At 69.0% G+C, this 17157-nt stretch carries 10 protein-coding genes and 1 pseudogene; 7 read left to right on the forward strand and 4 right to left on the reverse strand.

What is annotated here, in order from left to right:
* Window positions 1–163 precede the first annotated feature (163 nt).
* Window positions 164–1414 carry an MFS transporter gene (locus D1369_RS40420; RefSeq protein WP_007379458.1) on the reverse strand — a complete coding sequence of 417 codons (1251 nt, stop codon included), beginning with the start codon at window positions 1412–1414 and terminating at the stop codon, window positions 164–166.
* Between the two features lie 161 nt (window positions 1415–1575).
* Window positions 1576–2550, reverse strand: a complete 975-nt coding sequence (locus tag D1369_RS40425; RefSeq protein ID WP_007379457.1) for a GlxA family transcriptional regulator — start codon at window positions 2548–2550, stop codon at window positions 1576–1578.
* A 144-nt stretch (window positions 2551–2694) separates the two neighbouring features.
* Between D1369_RS40425 and D1369_RS40430 the strand changes: the two genes are divergently transcribed.
* Window positions 2695–3333, forward strand: a complete 639-nt coding sequence (locus D1369_RS40430) for an HD domain-containing protein (RefSeq protein ID WP_007379456.1) — start codon at window positions 2695–2697, stop codon at window positions 3331–3333.
* A 48-nt stretch (window positions 3334–3381) separates the two neighbouring features.
* Complete coding sequence (locus D1369_RS40435) at window positions 3382–4302, forward strand: NADP-dependent oxidoreductase (protein WP_007379455.1); 921 nt, start codon at window positions 3382–3384, stop codon at window positions 4300–4302.
* Window positions 4303–4416: 114 nt separating this feature from the next.
* On the opposite strand, the gene D1369_RS40440 is transcribed toward D1369_RS40435, so the two are convergent.
* The gene (locus tag D1369_RS40440; protein WP_007379454.1) at window positions 4417–5634 is read right to left on the reverse strand and encodes a metallophosphoesterase; all 1218 of its coding nucleotides are present in this window, start codon (window positions 5632–5634) and stop codon (window positions 4417–4419) included.
* A gap of 687 nt (window positions 5635–6321) precedes the next feature.
* Window positions 6322–7143: a MerR family transcriptional regulator gene (locus D1369_RS40445; RefSeq protein ID WP_037898639.1), complete on the reverse strand. Its 822-nt coding sequence runs from the start codon at window positions 7141–7143 to the stop codon at window positions 6322–6324.
* Window positions 7144–8467: 1324 nt separating this feature from the next.
* On the opposite strand from D1369_RS40445, the gene D1369_RS40450 reads away from it, so the two are divergent.
* The 5 genes and pseudogenes from D1369_RS40450 (at window position 8468) to D1369_RS40470 (ending at window position 17108) form a co-directional block, all read left to right on the forward strand.
* Window positions 8468–9883 carry an arabinofuranosidase catalytic domain-containing protein gene (locus D1369_RS40450; RefSeq protein WP_037898637.1) on the forward strand — a complete coding sequence of 472 codons (1416 nt, stop codon included), beginning with the start codon at window positions 8468–8470 and terminating at the stop codon, window positions 9881–9883.
* A 326-nt stretch (window positions 9884–10209) separates the two neighbouring features.
* The gene (locus D1369_RS40455) at window positions 10210–12579 is read left to right on the forward strand and encodes an RICIN domain-containing protein (RefSeq protein WP_007379451.1); all 2370 of its coding nucleotides are present in this window, start codon (window positions 10210–10212) and stop codon (window positions 12577–12579) included.
* 85 nt (window positions 12580–12664) lie between these two features.
* Complete coding sequence (locus D1369_RS40460; RefSeq protein ID WP_007379450.1) at window positions 12665–13798, forward strand: SGNH/GDSL hydrolase family protein; 1134 nt, start codon at window positions 12665–12667, stop codon at window positions 13796–13798.
* Between the two features lie 46 nt (window positions 13799–13844).
* Window positions 13845–15317, forward strand: a pseudogene (locus tag D1369_RS40465) (endo-1,4-beta-xylanase); the annotation flags it as partial.
* Between the two features lie 360 nt (window positions 15318–15677).
* On the forward strand, window positions 15678–17108 hold the full coding sequence (locus D1369_RS40470; RefSeq protein WP_007379448.1) for an arabinofuranosidase catalytic domain-containing protein: 1431 nt from the start codon (window positions 15678–15680) through the stop codon (window positions 17106–17108).
* The last annotated feature ends 49 nt before the right edge of the window (window positions 17109–17157 follow it).

The raw sequence follows: 17157 nt of genomic DNA on the forward strand, positions 1-17157 counted from the left end.
CGCCGATTCATACGGCGGCAGGAGAGCGCGCTGCTCGTACTGCGGTCCGGTGCGCTGGTTGTGCCATGGCGAGGCATCGCGAGGCCATGCCCGCCACCACTGACCGCACGAGACATCGGCCCTTGCGCCGCCGAGGCCCGGGCAAGGCCTCGCCAGGCGCGCGTCAGACGTCCAGCGTCGCGGTGGCGCGGTCGCGGGTGTCGGCGGCGGGCGCGATCAGAACGGCGGAGGCGACGAACACCAGCACCGCGACCATTGCCGTACGCAGCCCGTAGTGCTCCCCCAGGAAGCCGAGGGCCGGCGGCCCGACGAGGAAGGCGACGTAGCCGATGATCGCGACCAGGGAGACGCGCGCGGTCTGGTCGGGGCCCGAATCGCCGGCCGCCGACAGGGCCACCGGGAAGCCGAGAGAGGCCCCGAGACCCCAGAAGAGAACGGAGGTCGCCGCGACGGCCACATTGTCGGAGAAGATCACGAGGACGAGCCCGAGGGCACCGGAGAGGGCGCTCGCTCGCAGAACGGTGGCGCGCCCGAAACGGACGAGGAAGAACGTCCCGCAGAAGCGCCCCAGTGTCATCGCGGCGGCGAACCCGACGTAGACGAGTGAACCGGCTGCGGCGTCCAGGCCGTGGCCGTCCACCATGAGCAGCGGCAGCCAGTCGTTGGCCGCTCCTTCAGCCAGGGCCATGGCCAGCACGATGGCACCGATGAGGAGCAGTTTCCGGTCCTTCCAGACCTGCGGTCCTGACTGCTTGGCCGAGCCGGAGGTCCCAAGCCGCGTGCTGAGGCCGACGCCCGTCGGCAGGGCACGTGAGGCGTGGATCAGCATCCCGGTGGCGGCGAGCGTGATCACCGCGAGGTGCCAGTGGACGGGGATCCCGGCGGCCGTGGCGGTCATCCCGGCGAGGCCTCCGACCACCGTGCCCAGGCTGAAACAGCCGTGCAGTGTGGGCAGAACCGGCGCCCCGGTGATGCGTTCGACGTCGGCGCCGTCCACGTTGACCGCTACCTCGCCCGACCCCATGCCCGCGCCGAAGAGGAAGAGCCCGGCTGTCACCAGGGGAGCGGACGAAGCGGCGCTGCCGGCGCCGATGACGATCGTGGCCGAGATGATCAGGGAGGTGCCGAGAACGATGACGGGCCGGGTGCCGAGGCGTTCCACGAAGCGGCCGGAACACAGGATGCCGATCATGGATCCCACGGAGAGGCCGAACAGGATCAGGCCCATCTCCGCGGTGGACACCTTCAGTTGGTCCCGCACGTCGGGGGTGCGCGTGACCCAGGAGGACATGGCGATACCCGGGAGGAAGAAGAACAGGTAGAGGGCTTGGCGGCGCCGACGCACGGCGGGGTCTGTCAAGAGGAGGCTCCGCGGGGCTCGGAAGAATGGGCGGGCGGGCGGCGGGCCCCGCATCCATCGGATACGTACAAATGTACATAATCGCCGGGCAGGAGGTGCCGGAGACTGCTCAGTGTGGATGACAGCGGTACGGCGCACCCGACTGCAGGGCCCCGGTACGGCCGGCACCGTGACGAAGCCGTACGCGTACCCGTTCCGGCGCTGCCGCGCGGACGCTATCCGTCCTGCTCGCGGCGGGCGGTGGCGAATCGGCGCTGGTAGGCGGCGGGGCTGATGGACAGCTCTCGTGCGAAGACGCGGCGCAGGCTCTCGTAGCTCGGGAAGCCGGCCATGGATGCCGCCTGCGTGGCGGTGTGCCGCTGGTCGAGGAGTGACTTGGCGATGTCGAAGCGGATCGACTCGACGTAGCGGGCGGGCGTGGTGCCGAGTTCTTCCCGGAACAGCCTGGTGAGGTGGCGCGTACTGACGTTGAGTCGTCCGGCGAGGGCGGCCAGGGAGTAGTCGCCGGCGGGGTCCGCCGTGACCAGGTCGACGACCCTGCGCAGGGCGGGCGACCGGGGCGGCGAGCCTTGCAGGGGTGCGGAGAACTGCGATTGGCCGCCCGCTCGCTGCAGGTAGACCACCAGGGAGCGGGCCACCTCCCGGCTGAGGTCGGGGCCGTGGTCGGCCTCGACGAGTGCCAGGGCAAGGTCGATGCCCGCGGTCACGCCCGCCGAGGTGTACATCGCGCCGTCGCGCACGTAGATGGCGTCGGGCTCGACGCGGGCCTTGGGGTGCCGGGTGGCGAGTTCGCCGGCGATCTTCCAGTGAGTGGTCGCTCGTCTGCCGTCCAGGAGGCCCGTCGCGCCCAGGACGAAGGCGCCGGAGCACACGGACGCGACGCGGCCGGCACGGGCTGCCAGGTCCCCGGTCGCTTCGGCCAGGTCGCGCGTGACCGGGGTCCTGGGATAGATGTCCCCGCCTGGCACCAGGAGCGTGTCGGGGTCCGTGTGCGTGGCGGCGCTGCCGTCGACGGCGATCCGCATGCCGATCGACGAGGTGACGTCGGCACCCGTCGTCGAGAGCAGGGCGATCCGGTAGGCGGCGCCGAGCAGGTTCGCCTCCCCGAACACCTCGGCCGGGCCGGCGACGTCCAGCAGCTTCACCCCGTCATAGACGAGGATCGCCACGCGGTGCGGGTCGGAGCTCACGGGCCCACCCTGGGATGACCGTATTCGAGTGGTTCATGGCCGGACCGAGGCGGCGCCGCGGGCCGCGTGGTCGGCACTGTGGACAACGGGAGCAACGCTCGCACGGTCCACTCGTCGTACATCACATCGGAAAGCGCGGACATCATGACCGACATCATCGCAGGGGTGGAAATACCCGGGACCTCGGCTGTCGCGGAGGCAACGGCATTTCTTCGGGAGAGGACGAACCCTCTGATCTTCCACCACTCCCGGCGGGTATTTCTCTTCGGTTCCCTCCACGCCCGTGCCAGGGACCTGCGGCCCGACCCCGAGTTGCTCTACATCTCGGCGATGTTCCATGACGTGGGCCTTTTGATTCCGTTCGGCGACACACAGCAGCGTTTCGAGCTGGACGGCGCAGACCATGCGCACCAGTTCCTCCTCGATCGCGGGTTCTCCCGAAGCGCCGCCGACGTGGTCTGGAGGGCGATTGCCCTGCACACGACACCGGGGATTCCCGGCCGGATGGACGCCGAGGTCGCCGCCACGAACTACGGCGTCCTGACCGACGCGATCGGCTGGGGCCTGGACGGACTGGAACGTGACCGGATGGACGAGATCGTCGCCGCTCACCCCCGTGATGATTTCAAAAGGGAATTCCTGCAGGCATTCGTCGACGGCCTCAAGGACCGCCCGGACACCACCTACGGCACCGTCAACGCGGACGTTCTGGAACACTTCGTTCCCGGTTTTCGCCGTACGTCCATGGTGGAGCGCATCCTCGATGCTCCCTGGCCGCAGTGACCGGACCGTCAGGACCACCTCTCACTCCACAACAAGAAAGGAATACTCGTGCGAGCCATCACTGTCCGGGACCGCGAGGCCGGAGTCACGGGGCTGACCCTCGAGGAGCTTCCCCACCCCCACGCCGCCGAGAACGACGTCATCCTGCGCGTGCACGCCGCGGGCTTCACCCGAGGCGAGCTCGACTGGCCCGCGACCTGGACCGACCGCGCCGGCCGTGACCGCACACCGAGCGTGCCCGGCCACGAGGTGTCGGGGGTGGTGACGGAACTCGGATACGGAACGACCGGCCTCACCGTCGGCCAGCGGGTCTTCGGACTGGCCGACTGGACGCGCGACGGCTCGCTCGCCGAGTACGTCGCCGTGGAAGCCCGCAACCTCGCCCCCCTCCCCGCCGACATCGACCACACGGTGGCCGCCGCACTGCCGATCTCCGGACTGACCGCCTGGCAGGGCTTGTTCGATCACGCCCGCCTCACCACCGGCCAGACCGTCCTGATCCACGGTGCCGCCGGCGGCGTCGGCTCGATCGCCGTCCAGCTCGCGCACGAAGCGGGCGCCCGAGTGATCGGTACGGGCCGCTTCGCCGACCGCGACACCGTCCTCGGTCTGGGCGCGCACACGTTCCTCGACCTGGAAGCCGACCGATGGGAGGACACCGCCCAGGTCGACGTCGTGTTCGACGTCATCGGCGGCGACGTCCTCGACCGTTCGGCCGCCCTCGTACGACCCGGCGGCACACTCGTCAGCATCGCTCACCAGCCCGCCGTGCGCCCGGCCGACGGCCGAACCGTCTTCTTCGTGGTGGAACCCGACCGCGCCCGCCTCGCCGACCTCGCCCGGCGCCTGCGGGACGGCCGGCTTCGGGTACGCGTCGGCGCGGTGCGGCCGCTGTCCGAGGCAGCCGCCGCCTTCGCCTCACGACAGCGTGTCCCCGGGCGGACGATCATTCGCGTGGCTGAGGGCTGAGGGCTGAGGGCTGAGGGCTGAGAAGCCCTGACAAAGGCGTTGGACGTGGCGTTCGGTGATCATGCAGACGGCGAGGCTGGGGGAAGGCTTCGTGGGAGGCGGGACCGATTCTCACTACCGAGATCGCTGGTGCGGGGAGCGGAGCACGAGCAGGGTGATCTCGCTGGGGGCGAAGACACGGAACGGCGGGCCCCAGAAGCCGGTGCCGCGGCTGGTGTAGAGGAGGGTGCGGGGGCCGTGGTGGCTGAGGCCGGCGAGGGCGGGCTGGTCGAGGCGGACCAGGTAGTGGAAGGGCCAGATCTGGCCGCCGTGAGTATGGCCGGAGAGCTGGAGGTCGATGCCGGCGGCTGCCGCCCGGTCGACGAACGTGGGCTGGTGTGCCAGGAGAAGGACGGGCAGGTCGGGGTCGGCGCCGTTCAAAGCTCCGGCGAGGTGGGCGCGGTGGCCTGCGAGGCCGGAGGACTCGGCGGTGACGTCGTCCACGCCGGCGACCACGAGGGTGTCGCCACCGCGCTCGAGCAGCAGATGGCGGTTGCGCAGCGGCTCCCAGCCCAGTTCGTCCATCAGGTCGACCCAGCCCTGGGCCTCGCTGTAGTACTCGTGGTTGCCGGTGACGTACACACGGGCCTTCGTGGCCCGTACGGTACCGAGTGGGGCGGCCTGGGCGCGGCGGCGATCGGCCGTTCCGTCCGCGATGTCGCCGGTGTGGCAGACCAGGTCGGCTTCCAGGGTGTTCACCGTCTCGCACACTCGTGCCGACCAGCGGGCGCGATCGAGCGGGCCGTAGTGGGTGTCGGTGATGAGGACGACGCGGAGGCCGTCCAACCCGGCACCCAGTCGCGGGAGTTGCACGTCCAGTCGGCGCACGCGCGGCACGCGGCGGGCCTCGACGTACCCCCAGACGAGCAGTACGGCGGCTACACCGAGGACGGCCCAACTGACGATACGGGCCCGGTCCTGACTCTCGCCGACGCCGGCCACGGTCAGGGCGAGCCGCAAGAAGACGCCGAGCAGAACGGACCAGGTGAACAGGACCCAGCTGGTGCCCAGCAGGGTGTCACCGATGATCGCCGCCCGGTCCTGCTGGCGCCGGCCGTGGCCGCGCATCATCGCGAGCGGCATACCGACGAGGCCGAGGGCGAACAGGGCGGTGCCTACCAGCGTGACGGGCAACGGCCAGTGCTGGCCGCCGTGCAGGAGTACCCAGCAGGGCACGACCCACAGGAGAACGGGGGCGATCAGGGGGAGGTAGCGCAGCAGGCGGTGCAGTCGACTCTGGCGCGGTGCTTGCGCTTCACCCTCGGCGGGCCTTGTGTTGCTGGTGTCGGTCACGCTTGTCCTCCCTGACCGGGCTGCCGTCTCGGGCACTGTAACCGGTCGTCCTCGGGTCGACCGGACTGGCGTTCACGGGGTCCCTTGGAGCGAAGGGTCCTGTGCGGGATGGCAGGACTGCACCGTAGACACGTTCCTCTTCCTTGGCTTGGCATGAGTCGTCACCAGGGCGCTGTCTGGGGGCGCGGTGTTCATGCTGGCCTCACATCAACGGGTTGACCTCGGATCCTGAGGCAAGCTGGACTGGACCTCGGCGATCATGGACGCGGCATCTGTCGCCCTGAACGCGGCGCGTTCATCACGCAGGGCAGTCCCACGCCTGTGGGCGAGCAGCGAATGGCGGCAGCAACGGGACCACCGGCTACCAGAATTCGCCGGGAACCGGCCGCTTCGACAGATGGGCACCACGATCTGCATTACACGGCGCGACCGTCACATGTGGAGCTTGGGCTTGGTCCTATGACGGGCCGAACCCAGTCGCGGCAAGAGGGGCAACAATCTTGTCCTCGGCGAAGACGTACGCCGGCGGCCGCGTGGGCGTCGTCCGCTCGAACTCCGCGCTGTCAAGGGGCCTCACCGTCCCCTTGCCTTGCGAGGAGAAGCTCTGAAGACTGAGGTCGGGCAGCGGGTGACCAGAACGGCATCCCGCTGCCCGACGTGATCAATGCTCAGACCGGGCGAGATCGATCAGGTCCGCGTCACCGGTGCCTGCAGCTCTGTCACCCAGTCGTCGCGGTTCTCGGGGCACTCCAGGTTGATCTCACGCGGATATCCGGTCGACTGGTAGCCGTTGGCGTCGATCCAGCGGGCCAGGGTCTGGGCCGTAGGGAGCACGGTGTCCATGGAGCCGCGGTGCACGATCGTCGCCGCCTGGTCGAGGGACGGCAGGTCGAGGACGCGGAAGGCGCCGTCCTGGAGAGGGGCAGCGACCTGGACGGCAGCGTGGACGCTGATCTTGCCACCCCCCTCAGGGGCGTCCTCGTAGTAGGCCACGCCGGGCCCCGTGGGGGTGACTCCCGCCGAGCCCAAGCGCTGGAACAGTTGGTCGTAGAGCGGCCCGATGACCGGGCCGATGTCCTCGGGCTCGAAACTCGCGGCGGTTGCGGTCAGCTCCGCCACCCTGACGGTGGAGACGCTCTTGATCACAACGTCGTTCGTGGGCATGTGGCCCTCACTCTCGATCGCTCGGAGCCTCGCCTCGACCTGGACCAGCCGTGCGCCTGCCGCGGCCACGGCGGTCTCCAGCTCAGCCCGCCGCAGCCGCAGCATGCCGCGCAGTTCCTCCGCGCTGACCTTCTCCTCCACGATGTCTCGGACCTGCTGGAGAGTGAATCCGAGGTCTTTGAGCGCGATGATCCGGTTGAGGCGGGCAAGCTGGGCGGCGGTGTAGTAGCGGTAGCCGCTGGCGGGGTCGACGTGGGCGGGACGCAGCAGGCCGGTCGCGTCGTAGTGACGCAGCATCCGGACTGAGACGCGGCCGTGTCGGGCGAAGTCTCCGATGGTGAACATGATGTCTCCAAGCTGACCGCCTGACACGGTGTGAGGGTCAAGAAGCTACTCGGGCCTGTGCAAGGGGAATCCGGCCGCGGGGAACATCGGTACAGCCGTTGACGCTGAGAACGATCATGGCCTGATCGGTGCTCTGACACACCTCGTTCGTCTGTCGAGCAACCCATGGGTGAACCAGGCCTGTTGGGCGGAAGTCGCCGAGCAGCGTCGCGGACGCGCGCCGTTGATACCGATCAGCGGGCGGGGAACGAGGCCAGGACCGGCACGACGAACCACCTGTCCGGGGACAATGACCGTCGGTATCAGGTCTGGTCGCCGCAACTGTCCCGGCCGCAACTGTCCCGGCCGCAACTGTCCCGGCCGCCACCGCGCGCAGCCAAGCGGGCACCCGGCGGGCTTCATCGATGAGCAGACAAGGACCAGTGAAAGCCCAGACGCCCTCCGGCGTTGAAGCGCCCTGCTGCCGCACGCCGCCCTGCCGCACCGAAACGGCGCCGAAGCCCAACACACGTACGCCCCAACGCTATGAGTACGCACGGAGCAGCGCGCAGGGCTGCCGGGTCCGCCACGCCCCCGCGTCACACGCCCCCGTGGAGGCCGGAATCGAATCGGTTCCGGGCAAGCGCTTCGACGGGATGCTACGGCCGGCGGAAGACGGGGTCAATGGTGTACCGCACAGCGAAGGCGGGGCCCACGCACGGGTGAAGGGTCAGCGCATCGGCCGATTCGGGCGCACTGACCCCCTGTCAGCCATCGTGAGACGGCCGCGTTCCTGCTCAGCGGTGCTGCAGGAGTGCCCCCGGGTGAGCGGAGCTCGGCCGTCGATCGGACCCCCGCAACTCGCCGCGCCGCTCCGCCGACGGCGCCCACCACCGCTCGTCCACCATCACGCCGGACCTGCCTGAGCGGGCTGGTAGAGGGGGAGCCAGGGAGACCGGCGATCGAACCGATTCCGCGCACGAGTCGGACGGAGGATGTCCGGACCCTTGACAGCCCTGCGGAATCGGGAGCACCGTCTCCCCCCGAAACCTCTCTGCAATCCCACTGCAAGAACGGCACCTTCAAGCGCTGCCGCATGTGTCAGTGCTCCCAGCACCAAACCCGACTGGATCCGCCGGCACGGTAGGGAGATCGGATGGGAACGACAGGTACCACAAGTACCGAACGCCATGTGCTGTTCGGGCGCGGTGGCGTCCAACGACTGCTCGCTGCGATACGGCGCCGCGGAAGGCCGGGAAATGGGCCGGACCAGGCATCTGTCCGTTCGTGGGAGCGCTCCCGCACCTCTCGGCCGAAAACATTCGCCCGGGCGGGGGCCGCGGCCGTGCTCGCCGTCGGTGCGTTGGCCGGTGCCACGGCCACGACCGGTACGGCCCGGGCCGCCACGTCCGGACCGTGTGATCTCTACGCGGCCGGAGGGACGCCCTGTGTGGCGGCCCACAGCACGACGCGCGCGCTGTACGCCTCGTACAACGGGCCGCTCTACCAGGTGCGGCGCGCCTCGGACAACACCACCCGCGACGTCGGCGTCCTGAGTGCGGGCGGGTACGCCGACGCCGCCGCGCAGGACTCGTTCTGCTCGGGGACGACCTGTCTGATCTCGATCATCTACGACCAGTCCGGTCGCGGGAACAACCTCACCCAGGCGCCCGGCGGCGGTGCCGCGGGTGGTCCCGACAACCTCGCGAACGCGACGGCCGCGCCCACCATGGTGGGCGGTCACAAGGCCTACGGCGTCTTCGTGGCACCCGGTACGGGATACCGCAACAACCACACCAACGGCATCGCGACCGGGGACAACCCCGAGGGCATGTACGCGATCTTCGACGGCACGCACTACAACGGCGGCTGCTGCTTCGACTACGGCAATGCCGAGACGGACAGCAACGACGACGGCAACGGCACCATGGAGGCCATCTACTTCGGCAACATCAAGGTCTGGGGCTACGGTTCGGGCAACGGCCCCTGGATCATGGCCGACCTGGAGAACGGCCTGTTCTCCGGGGTGAACCAGCACTACAACGCGAACGACCCGACCATCAACTACCGGTACACGACCGCCATCGTCAAAGGCGGCCCGAACCACTGGGCGATCCGCGGCGGCAACGCGCAGTCGGGCGGCCTGTCCACGTTCTACGACGGCGTGCGCCCCAACGTCGCGGGCTACAACCCGATGCGGAAGCAGGGCGCCATCATCCTGGGCATCGGCGGTGACAACAGCAAGGGCGCCCAAGGCACCTTCTACGAGGGCGTGATGACCTCCGGCTACCCGTCGGACGCCACCGAGAACGCGGTTCAGGCCAACATCACCGCGGCCGGATACAGCAATGCGACCGGCGGGACGGGCACCGGAGCGCTGCACGCGGCGGGCGCGGGCAAGTGCCTGGACGTGCCGAACTCGTCGACCACGGCCGGCACGCAGCTGCAGATCTGGGACTGCAGTGGTGGCGCCAACCAGAGCTGGACCCGCACCTCCTCCAACCAGTTGACCGTATACAGCGGCAGCAGCCAGATGTGCCTGGACGCCTACAACAACCAGACCACCGCCGGGACCAAGGTGGTGACCTGGCCGTGCAACGGCGGCGCCAACCAGCAGTGGCAGCTGAACTCCGACGGCACCGTCACCGGCATCCAGTCCGGACTCTGCCTCGACGTCACCGGCGCCTCCACGGCCAACGGCGCCCTGGCCGAACTGTGGACCTGCAACGGCGGTTCCAACCAGCGATGGAATCTCAGCTGAGCCTCGGTTGAGAAGAACGGCTCCAGCCCGTGGCCGGGTTCACCGCCGGCCACGGGCCGCACTCACCACCGGAGGCGGGCCCTCACCGGCCCGGCGCCCGGCGACACCTCCCGAGATCTTCCGACCGTCCGCTCGCATCGCCCGGCCCTCGCTCCGACCGGAGGGGGCAGGTCATGCAGGCGGCTCCGGTGGTCGAAAAGCCACTGGGCCCCCACACCAGGCGCCACCGCCCCCACTGGAGGATGACGATGTCCCGAGCCAGAGCGCTCCGCGGCCTCTGGGCCGCGCCCGTAGCTCTGTTCGCCTTACTCGCCGGGAGCCTGCCCATGGCCGGGGCCGCGTTCGCCGTACCGGCCGGGCGCCAGGCAGCGGCGGCCGATCTGTACGTGGCCCCGGACGCGGCTCCCGGCGGGAACGGCACCGCCGAGCAGCCGTTCGCGACGATCGACCAGGCGCGGCAGCCCGCGCACCGGCTCTCGGCGGATTCGGACGTCGTGGTCCACCTGGCCGGGGGCACCTACCGGCAGTCCAAGCCGCTGGCCTTCGGCTCCGGCGACGGCGGCCAGAACGGCCACACGATCACCTACCAGGCCATGCCCGGGCAGCAGCCGGTCGTGAGCGGCGCCCAGCAGATATCGGGTTGGCAGGTGCATGATCAGAGCAGCAACATCTGGTCGGTCCACGTCGGCAGCGGTGTGAACACACGTCAGCTGTACGTGAACGGCAAGCAGGCACCGCGCGCGTCGATCCAGGTGCCCCGCTCTGCCTTCACCTTCACCCAGACCGGTCTGACCGTCACCGACTCCTCCCTCGACTACCTGGCCGGCCTCTCGGACCAGAACCACATGGAAGTCGAGAGCATCAACTCCTTCACCGACCGCTACGCGCCCGTCCAGTCGATCAGCGGCAGAACGATCACCATGCAGCAGCCCGCGTGGAACAACAACTCCTGGGGCTACGACACCATCAACGCGCCGTTCGCCGGCGGGACCATGTACCTGGAGAACAACTACGCGTTCCTCAAGCAGGCCGGGCAGTGGTATCTCGACTCGTCCACCGGCGACCTGTACTACCGGGCCCAGCCGGGGCAGAACCCGAACAGTCTTGACGTCGAACTGCCCCGGCTGCAGAGCCTGTTGGGTATCAGCGGCAGCTACGGCTCACCCGCGACCGGTCTCGGATTCGCCGGCCTGCGGTTCACCGGGACCTCCTGGCTCGGCCCTAGCGGACCCGACGGGTACGCGGACCAGCAGAGCGGCGCGCACATCACCGGTGCCTACGCGATGCCGGCCAACTGGCTGAGCACCTGCAAGTCGGGCTGCACGCAGTTCGAGGCCACCCGGAACCACTGGGTGCAGATGCCCGCGGCGGTCCAGGTCTCCGCCGCGACCGGCATCACGTTCTCGGGCAACACGTTCTCCGAACTCGGGCAGGCCGGACTGGGCGTGGGCAACGACGGCGTCGCCACGGCCTCCGGCACCGGACTCGGCGCGAACGGTGTCACCATCACCGGCAACACCTTCACCGACCTCGCCGGCAGCGGCGTCCAGGTCGGCGGCATCCAGCCGGACGCGCACCACCCGGCCAACCCGCAGATGACCAACCAGAACATCACCATCAGCAACAACAAGGTCAGCGGGGTGGGCACCGACTACAAGGAGACCGCGGGAATCCTGTCCACCTACGTCACGAACGCGACGATCACCCACAACCAGTGCGACCACCTGCCCTACGACGGGATCGACATCGGATGGGGCTGGGGGATGAACGACCCGGGCGGCAGCCAGGACTACGTCAACCGGGGCACGTACAACTACCAGCCGATCTACAGCACTCCCACGACGCTGAAGAACAACACGGTCTCCCACAACCTGGTCTTCGACACCAAGAACGCGATGTTCGACGGCGGCAGCATCTACAGCCTGTCCGCGGCCCCCGGCTCGGTGATCTCCGACAACTACATGTACGACAACAACCGCACCACCGCGCTGTACCTCGACGAGGGCTCCCGGTACCTGAAGGTGTCCACCAACGTGGTGCAGGACGCGGGCAACTGGGCGCTCACCAACGCCAACGCCAACAACCACACCGACGACAGCACGTTCTCCGGCAACTGGTACAACGGCGGCAACACATACGTGGCGACCGGCCCTCCGCACAACAACGTCCTCACCGGCAACGTCCTGGTCAGCGGCACCAACTGGCCGCAGGGCGCCAGAGCGGTCATCCAGCAGGCGGGCGTCCAGTCCTCGGGTGGCGGCGGCTTCCCCACGGGCTACCACCAGTTGGTGATCAGCAGCAACAGCCTGTGCCTGGACGTGTACGGCAACTCCACCAGCGCGGGCGCCGCGATCGACCAGTGGACCTGCAACGGGCAGGGCAACCAGCAGTTCGAGTTCGTGCCCGTCTCGGGCGGCTACGGGCAACTGCGCGCGCAGAACTCCGGACAGGTCGTGGCGGTGGCGGGCGGCTCCACGACCGCCGGAACGCCGAACATCGTGCAGCAGGCCGCGAGCGGAGCGGCCGGCGCTCTGTGGCTGCCGGTACAGCAGTCCGACGGCTCGTATTCCTTCAAGAACCAGAACAGCGGTCTGTGCCTGGACGTCTACGGCGGCGGCAGCAACCTGGGCCAGCAACTGGACCAGTGGCAGTGCAAGAACGCACCCGGCACCAACCAGGACTTCACCCCCCGCTGACCTGCTCGCGCCTGCAAGGCGCCTGCACGGTCCGGCGGTTCGTTCACCCCCCCACCCACTGTCCCGCACCCAGTGAGGAACGCTGATGACGAAGTACTGGACACCTCTGGTCGCGGCGCTGGCGGCCACCCTTGCCATGGGCGCCGCGTGGCCTGCCGCGGCCGCCACCGCCGAGGCACCGCCCTCCACCACACGGGCCGCCGCGCCCACGCCGCTGCGGCTGATGCCGTTGGGCGACTCGATCACCTGGGGCGTCGGCAGCCCGTCCGGGAACAGCTACCGGAACTTCCTGGCGAACAAGCTGACGGCCGAGGGGCACACCCTGGACTTCGTCGGCTCGGGGCGCAACGGAACCATGTCCGACCCGGACAACGAAGGCCACTCCGGCTGGCGGATCGACCAGATCGCCGGCATCGCGGACTCCGTACTGGCCCGGTACCGCCCCAACGTGGTCACCCTGGAGATCGGCACCAACGACCTGAACGGCAACTACCAGATCCCGACCGCGGCCGACCGGCTCCACGCGCTCATCGACCAGATCACCAGGGCCGCCCCCGACGCGACCGTGCTCGTCGGCACCGTGATCATCTCCACCAGCGGCACCGAGGAGGCCAACCGGCCCGCCTTCAACGCCAAGTTGCCCGGGATCGTCCAGGCCGAACAGGCTGCCGGCAAGCATGTGCGTCTGGTCGACATGAGCGCCCTGACCGCCGCGGACCTGTCCGACGCCCTGCACCCCAACGACAGCGGCTTCGGGAAGATGGCGGACGCCTTCAACGCGGGGATCCAGGCCGCGGACGCGGCAGGCTGGATCAAGCCGCCGGATTCCGCGTCCGGGCAGGTGCGTTCCGGCATCGCGGGGAAGTGCCTGGGGGTCAACGGCGGCAACAGCGCCAACGGGACCGCCGCCGAGATCCGGTCCTGCGACGGCTCCGCCGCGCAGACGTGGTCCGCGCGCTCCGACGGCACCCTGCGGGCGCTCGGGAAATGCCTCGACGTCACCGGCCGGGGTACCGCGAACGGCACCAAGATCGAGATCTGGGACTGCAACGGCGGCACCAACCAGCAATGGCAGACGTACAACGGCGGCTACCGCAACCCGGTCTCCGGCCGTTGCCTCGACGACCCCAACGCGTCCACCACCGACGGTACGCAACTGGTCCTGTGGGACTGCAACGGCGGAGCCCACCAGCAGTGGACCGCTCTGCCCGTGTCCTGACTCGTGACCCCATTCTCACGCCCCCGCACAAGGAGGTTGATCCTTCATGTCCTGGCTCAACGACGAGCCGCTGCTCCGCAGGGCCCTGGTCTCGGCCACCGGCCTGTTGGCCGGCGCGGCACTGGCCCTGACCGGGCCGGCGAGCCTCACCGCGCACGCGGCTTCCAGCACGCTGGGCGCGGCCGCGGCCGACAGCGGCCGCTATTTCGGTACGGCCGTGGCCGCCGGAAAGCTCGGCAACTCGACGTACTCCACGATCCTCGACCGGGAATTCAACATGATCACCCCGGAGAACGAGATGAAGTGGGACACCACCGAACCGTCCCGCGGCAACTTCAACTTCGGTCCGGCCGACCAGATCGTCAGCCACGCCGGCGCGCACGGGCAGCGGATGCGCGGCCACACCCTGGTGTGGCACTCGCAGCTGCCCGGCTGGGTCAGCTCCATCGGTGACGCAGGCACCCTGCGCAGTGTGATGAACAACCACATCACCACCGAGATGAACCACTTCAAGGGCAGGATCTACGCCTGGGACGTGGTCAACGAGGCGTTCGCCGACGGCGGCAGCGGCCAGCACCGCAGCTCGGTCTTCCAGAACGTGCTCGGCAACGGCTTCATCGAGGAGGCGTTCCGCACCGCCCGGTCCGCCGACTCCTCGGCCAAGCTCTGCTACAACGACTACAACATCGAGAACTGGACCGACGCCAAGACCCAGGGCGTCTACAACATGGTCAGGGACTTCAAGGCGCGCGGTGTGCCCATCGACTGCGTCGGTCTCCAGAGCCACTTCGGCTCCGGCGGCCCGCCCGCGAGCTTCCAGACCACCCTGTCCAACTTCGCCGCCCTCGGCGTCGACGTCCAGATCACCGAACTCGACATCGCCCAGGCATCGGCGACCGCGTACGGCAACACGGTCCGGGCGTGCATGAGCGTCGCGCGCTGCACCGGCATCACGGTGTGGGGGATCAGGGACAGCGACTCGTGGCGGACGGGGGAGAACCCGCTGCTGTTCGACAACAACGGCAACAAGAAGCCGGCCTACGACGCGTCCCTCTCCGCGCTCGGCGGAGGTACGGGGAATCCGGGCGGAGGCATCGTCTCGGGTCAGGTGTACTCGCTGACCGATGTGGCCGCGGGCCGGGTGCTGGACGTGCCGTCCGGACAGACGGCGAACGGCACGCCCGTGCAGGTCTGGGACGCCAACGGCAGTGCTGCGAACCAGCAGTGGCGGGCGAGTCAGAACAGCGACGGCTCCTACACGCTGACGAACATCGCCAGCGGGCGGGTCCTGGACGAGCCCGGCGGCCAGACGGGCAACGGCACCCGCATGGCGATCTGGGACGCCAACGGCGGTGCGAACCAGCACTGGCGAGCCGACCGGAACGGCGATGGTTCCTACACCCTGATCAACGTCGCTTCGGGCCGGGCGCTGGAGATCCCCAGCGGGCAGACCGGCAACGGGGCCCCGGTCCAGATCTGGGACTCCAACGGAGGCGCCCACCAGCACTGGAACTTCAGGTGAGGTGACCCGGAACGAACACCCCGCGTCCGGCACGGCGGCCCTCGCCGGACGCGGGTTCCGGCATGCCCTCATAACGGCCTGACCAGGGGCAATACATGGGATGGATCAGAATCCGATTGGGAGTGCCGAGTGTATTGACTCGATCAGGGACCTGTGGAATCACTAGGACATGGGATGTCTGAGTGGTTCCTGTGGGTGCTCTCGATTGCCCTCGCCGCCATCCCGTTCGGCCAGGCACAGCACTCTCTGTCACCTTCCCCCACCTACGCGAGGAACAGAATGCGGCCTTCACTCCTTTCCCGTCGCAGCCCCACGGCTCGCAGACGACGCTTGCCGGCGTTCGCGGTCGCAGGCGTGATGGCGCTGCTGGCCATGATGTCGGCGACCTCGCAGACATGGTCCGCCCCGGCATTGGCGCCGGCGCCCTTGGTGAGCTCGGCGTCGGGGCGATGTCTGGACGTCAAGGGCAATGTCGACACCCCGGGAACGGCGCTGGACATCCAGGACTGTGACAACCAGGCGAACCAGGCGTTCGAGTTCACCTCGGCGGGCGAGCTGAGGACGATGAGCGGCACCCGATGCGTGGACGCCTACGACAACCGGACCGCGCCGGGAACCCCGGTGATCATCTGGTCGTGCAACGGGCAGTCGAACCAGGCGTGGCGACAGAACTCCGACGGGTCCGTCACCGGTGTCCAGTCCGGCCTGTGCCTGGACGTCAACGGGGCGGGCACGGCCAACGGCACCGCGGTCATCCTGTGGACCTGCAACGGTCAGAGCAACCAGAAGTGGACCACGTCGACACCTCCGCCCGCGCCCGGCGGGTCGGGCCCGTGCGATCTCTACTCCGCCGGCGGCACTCCGTGCGTGGCCGCGCACAGCACGGTGCGGGCGCTCTACGGGTCGTACAACGGCAGCCTGTACCAGGTCAGGCGCGCCTCGGACAACGCGACCAGGAACATTGGCGTACGGGCGGCCGGCGGCTTCGCCGACGCGGCGGCGCAGGACGCGTTCTGCGGGGGCACCTCCTGTGTGATCACGGTCGTCTACGACCAGTCCGGACGCGGCAACGACCTGTGGTACCAGGGATCGGCCCAGGTACCGGGATCGAGTCAGAGCAGTCCCGCCAAGGCGACCTCGGAGTCGCTGACCGCCGGGGGCACCAAGGCGTACTCGCTGTACATCAATCCCGGGAACAGCTACTGGCGGGACGGTCATCTGACGGGTGTTCCGACCGGTAGCGCGCCCGAGGGGGCGTACATGGTGACCAGCGGCACCCATGTCAACAGCGGCTGCTGCTTCGACTACGGCAACAGTGAGACGACGCGGAAGGCCGACGCGGCCGGGGCGATGGACGCGATCAACTTCGGCACCGAGTGCTGGTTCGGCGGCTGCTCGGGAAGCGGTCCCTGGGTCCAGGCCGACCTCGAATGGGGCCTGTACTCCGGGGGCAGCCAGTCCTGGAACACCAACCAGCGGGCCTTCCCCGTCAAGTTCGTCACCGCGATGCTGAAGAACAACGGGACATCGAGATTCGCCCTGAAGGGCGGCAACGCGCAGTCCGGCAGCCTGACCACCCTCTGGGACGGCGGACTTCCCGGCGGATACAGCCCGATGAAGAAGCAGGGCGCCATTGTTCTTGGCAGCGGCGGTGACTGCTGCAAGCCCGGTGGCGGCGCCAATTTGAGCGCCGGCACCTTCTACGAGGGCGCCATCGTCGCCGGCTACCCCTCCGACGCGACCGACAACGCGGTGCAGGCCAACATCACCGCGGCCGGATACCGCTGAATCCTCTGTCCCACGGCGTGTTCTGCCGCAACCCGGCTCAGGAGTTTAT

Origin of the sequence: Streptomyces sp. CC0208, from assembly GCF_003443735.1 — a bacterium.
GTDB lineage: Bacteria > Actinomycetota > Actinomycetes > Streptomycetales > Streptomycetaceae > Streptomyces > Streptomyces sviceus.

Excerpts from the sequence above, each read along its gene's own strand:
- D1369_RS40420 (WP_007379458.1), bottom strand. The coding sequence starts at position 1,414 with ATGCGGGGCCCGCCGCCCGCCCGCCCATTCTTCCGAGCCCCGCGGAGC.
- D1369_RS40430 (WP_007379456.1), top strand. The coding sequence starts at position 2,695 with ATGACCGACATCATCGCAGGGGTGGAAATACCCGGGACCTCGGCTGTC.
- D1369_RS40445 (WP_037898639.1), bottom strand. The coding sequence starts at position 7,143 with ATGTTCACCATCGGAGACTTCGCCCGACACGGCCGCGTCTCAGTCCGG.
- D1369_RS40455 (WP_007379451.1), top strand. The coding sequence starts at position 10,210 with ATGGCCGGGGCCGCGTTCGCCGTACCGGCCGGGCGCCAGGCAGCGGCG.
- D1369_RS40460 (WP_007379450.1), top strand. The coding sequence starts at position 12,665 with ATGACGAAGTACTGGACACCTCTGGTCGCGGCGCTGGCGGCCACCCTT.
- D1369_RS40470 (WP_007379448.1), top strand. The coding sequence starts at position 15,678 with ATGGCGCTGCTGGCCATGATGTCGGCGACCTCGCAGACATGGTCCGCC.